A 4,416-nucleotide genomic window follows, 5' to 3' on the forward strand; every position below is an offset into this window, starting at 1 on the left:
TGGATATAAAGAAAAAACAAATTCAAGAAGATTGGCTTGATAACACTTCTCTTGAAGGTATATCTGATGCAATTGATGAAAAAATAGAAGCGATTAAATTGGCTTATGTGGATAATGCGTCAGGAGAATCTACTCAAGCAGGAGAGGGAGCTAAGAGTTTAATTGAAAGATTGAAACTTGCACCTGAGGTTGGCGTTCCTATGTTCGGACCTCTGGTTAACACAATTACAAGAGGGGCCAGACTAAAGAAGTTTTATTTGCGGTCATCTGCCACGGGGATGGGTAAGACGAGGTCTATGGTCGCGGACGCATGTAACATAGGCTGTAATGAAATATATGATGCTACACTAGGGTGGATAAAAAATGGAACTGCAGAACCAACACTGTTAGTAACAACAGAACAAGAATTGGAAGAAATTCAAACTATGATGTTGGCATTCTTATCTAATGTTAATGAAGATGCTATTTTAAATGGAACTTATGCGGAAGGTGAAGAGGAAAGAGTAATTAAAGCAGCTGAGATTTTGGAAAATAGTCCACTATATGTTGAAGAGTTGCCAGACTTCTCACTTAGAGATATAGAGAATACAATTAAAAAGAATGTTCGGGACAAAGATGTTAAATACGTTTTTTTTGACTATATCCACACTAGTTTAAAAATCCTAGAGGAGATAACAAAAAGAACTGGCGGAGTTAAATTGCGTGAAGATAATATTTTGTTTATGATTTCTATAAGATTAAAAGATTTATGTAATGAGTTTGGTATTTTTATTATGTCAGCAACTCAGCTTAATGGAAACTATCAAGATGCCTCTCTTGAGGAAAGTAATCAGAATTTACTTAGAGGAGCGAAAAGTATTGCAGATAAAATAGATCTAGGGTGTCTACTCTTACCCGTAACAGAAAACGATTTAGAATCTCTAAAAGATGTTCTATCATCAGGTTTGTTTGATAAACCAAGTATAAAAATGACTATTTACAAAAACAGAAGGGGTAAATTTAAATCTGTTGTTTTATGGTGTAGGGCAGACCTAGGAACTTGTAGAATTTATCCAATGTTTTTAACAGATAATTTCTATGGAATGGTAGAGATAGAAAATACAAAAATCATAGTTAAAAAGGAGAATGAAGAAAATTGGGGTTAGAGTATGATAAAGATTATATAAAGAACAGTCTAACCATACAAGATGTCTTTTCCTTACTGGAAGAGTTTGGGGCAAACCCCACAATTCATGGAGGACATATAGTATCAGACACTATATGTCACAATTCCATTGGAGAAGGAAGTAAAAAATTATATTATTATGACAATACTAAATTATTTAGATGTTTAACTGGATGTAATGACATATTTGATATATTTGATTTAATGGTGAAAATATTTGATGAACAATACAATGACAAAATATCACTCCCAAAAGCAATAACTATAATCGCAATTAAGTTTGGATTTAGTTCTATTGTCAGTCAAGAGTTTGGAGAAGAAGTGTCAGAAGATTGGTCTATATTCAAAAGCTATGACAAGATAAAAGAATTAATGTCAAAAACTAAAAGAATAGTAGATATGAAAATGTATGAAGGTAAGATTTTAAGATATCTTCCAACTCCTAAAATAGACCCATGGACTAAAGAAGGAATTACAAAAGACACAATGAATAGGTATGGGATATGTTACTACCCTCAAGATTGTCAAATAGTAATCCCGCACCATGACCACAATGGAAACTTAATTGGAATTAGAGGAAGAACAATGGTGCAAGAGGATGCTATTTTATATGGAAAATACAGACCAGTAATAATCAATAGAGTTATGTATAACCACCCTTTGGGATTTGCTCTATACGGATTAAATTTTAACAAAGATACAATAAAAATAATAAAGAAAGCTATAATCTTTGAATCAGAAAAGTCAGTTCTTAAATACGATAGTATATTTGGAGCAGAGAATAATATTTCAGTTGCCTGTTGTGGAAGCTCACTATCAAGCCATCAATTTGAATTACTTAAAGACTTAGGTGTTGAAGAGATAGTGTTGTGCTTCGATAGACAATTCAAAGAGAAAGGTGATAAGGAATTTAGGAACTTGGTCAAAACTCTTCAATCAATAGCCTCTAAATATCATAATTATGCTATTGTGTCATGTATGTTTGACAAAGGAGATTTATTAGATTATAAAGCTTCCCCAATAGACCACGGGAAAGAAGTGTTTTTGCAAATGTTTCAAGAAAGAATAACTTTATAAGGAGATGATATTATGTATTTTAAAACATAAAGGAGGACTTAGTATGAAATACAGTCTTATACAAAACGATGGAATTGATTTATCAGTTCATGAGCAAATACTAACCAATAGAGGAATTAAAAGAGAGGATATTAAGCACTATTTAAGTACAACAGAGGATGATATATTAGACCCAATGCTGTTAGATAATATGAAAGAGGGAGTTGCTTTACTTTTAAAACACATAAAATTAGGAAGTAAAGTATTTATTCAATCAGATAGTGACGCAGATGGAATATGTTCCGCAACAATGTTGATAAACTACCTCTTTAAACAATTTCCAAATTTTGTAAACTCTAACTTAGATGTTAGGATGCATGATGGAAAAGAACATGGAATTATATTAGATACAGTTATTAATAAAGGATATGGATTAGTGATAGCTCCAGATGCAAGTAGTTCTGAATATGAAATACATCAAGCACTAAAAGAAACAGGAACAGACGTTCTCGTGCTTGACCATCATGAAGCTGAGAAGTATTCAGAGTATGCTACAGTAATAAATAATCAACTATCAGAAAATTACCCTAATAAAACCCTTTGCGGCGGAGGTGTAGTATTTAAATTTATCTCTATGATAGATTCTCTCTTAAAAACAGAATATGCAAAAGATTGTTTAGATGTTGTTGCTCTATCTGAAATTGCTGACATGATGGATTTAAGAACATTCGAAACAAGACACATTCTTACAAAAGGCTTAGAAAGAATAAACAATCCTTTTCTTAAGGCTCTTGTTGAAAAACAGGAATACTCTTTAGGTGGAGAATTAACTCCTATTGGGTTAGCTTTTTATATAGCTCCTATCATAAACGCCACAATAAGAGTTGGAACAGCTGAAGAAAAAAAGGTTATGTTTAATGCTTTGTTAGAGCACAGAGCATTTGAGCAAATTCCTTCCACAAAGCGAGGGTGCAAAGGTCAACTTGAGACTGTTGTGTCTCAAGCAATTAGGAATGGAGTGAATATAAGAAACCGACAAAAGAAAGTGAGAGACGAAGGAATTGACCATGTGGAAAACATAATAGAGGAACAAAAGTTGTATGACAATAAAATAATGATTATACAAGTTAATAGTACTCTTGACAAGAATCTTACAGGATTAATTGCTAATCAACTCATGGCGAAATACCAAAGACCAGTATTACTAGTTAGAGATACAGAAGATGGATTGCTTCAAGGCTCTGGTAGAGGTTCTGATAAGTCAGAGTTAAAAGATTTAAGGGAATTTCTATTAAATAGCGGTCTTGTTAGTTATGCGGCTGGGCATGCACAAGCATTTGGTGTGGGTATTCCAAAAGAGAACATTAGTGCTCTAACAGATTTTGCCAATGATAACTTAGTGGATTTTGATTTTTCTCCTTGTTATGATGTCGATTTTATAGTTAGAGCGAATGATTTCGATCCACAAGATATAGTTTATGTAGGTGGAATGAAACCTCTTTGGGGCAAGGGTGTTGAAGAATCATTTATTGCTATTGAAGGAGTTAAAGTTAGAAAAAATAATATAACTTTAATGTCAGCAGATAGAAACCCCACTATAAAGATAACACTACCAAATGAAACAACTCTAATTAAATTTGGTGCTTCTCAAGAGGAGTATGAAAGTCTTATAAGCGAAGGGTTTGTTGAGTTAGATGTAGTTGGAACTTGTGCCATAAACAATTGGCAAGGGAGAGTTACACCACAAATACTAGTAAAAGAATATGAAGTTCAACAAAAGCAAGAATATTATTTTTAATAAATTAAAGGAGTGAATATAAAATGGATAATAGTAAGTTAGTAAAAGAAATAGTTTCCACAGTAACTAAGAAATTTGGTGAAAATGGAAATATAAAAGAGGAAACAACTGAAACAAGAGAAAAGATATACAACAATAATTTTACAAAAGAGGAAATAAGCGCGGCTGAGGTTGTTGAAGTGGAGAAAGAAGAGCCAAAAAAGATTGTAGCAGATGCTTCTATAGAGGAAGTTGCCAAAGCTATAGACAGAAAACATGCGGATGAGGTTGAAGCTGCTAAGGGAGTTGTGTCTACACCAGCATCAGCACCAGTACAACCATCTAAAGTTTTTTCTGCACCAGCTCCTGCCCCAATCACATCATTCCAGGCGTATAAAGACCAGGCAACCAAATTCCC

4 protein-coding genes are annotated in these 4,416 nt (G+C 33.3%); all 4 read left to right on the top strand.

The features are described from left to right. Positions 1 to 1,145, top strand: a 1,145-nt coding sequence (locus RR409_RS20435) for a DnaB-like helicase C-terminal domain-containing protein (RefSeq protein WP_332559623.1), incomplete at its 5' end; no start/stop codon positions are given. Beyond that, positions 1,136 to 2,242, top strand: a complete 1,107-nt coding sequence (locus tag RR409_RS20440; RefSeq protein ID WP_332559624.1) for a hypothetical protein — start codon at positions 1,136 to 1,138, stop codon at positions 2,240 to 2,242. The genes RR409_RS20435 and RR409_RS20440, both read left to right, overlap by 10 nt. Positions 2,243 to 2,285: 43 nt before the next feature. Further along, positions 2,286 to 4,019 (top strand): DHH family phosphoesterase, encoded by a 1,734-nt coding sequence (locus RR409_RS20445; protein ID WP_332559625.1) that lies wholly within the window; start codon positions 2,286 to 2,288, stop codon positions 4,017 to 4,019. A 23-nt stretch (positions 4,020 to 4,042) separates the two neighbouring features. Continuing rightward, a partial coding sequence (locus RR409_RS20450) for a hypothetical protein (protein ID WP_332559626.1) occupies positions 4,043 to 4,416 on the top strand: 374 nt, incomplete at its 3' end.

It is taken from the genome of Clostridium sp., from assembly GCF_036642255.1.
Lineage (GTDB): Bacteria > Bacillota > Clostridia > Clostridiales > Clostridiaceae > Clostridium_J.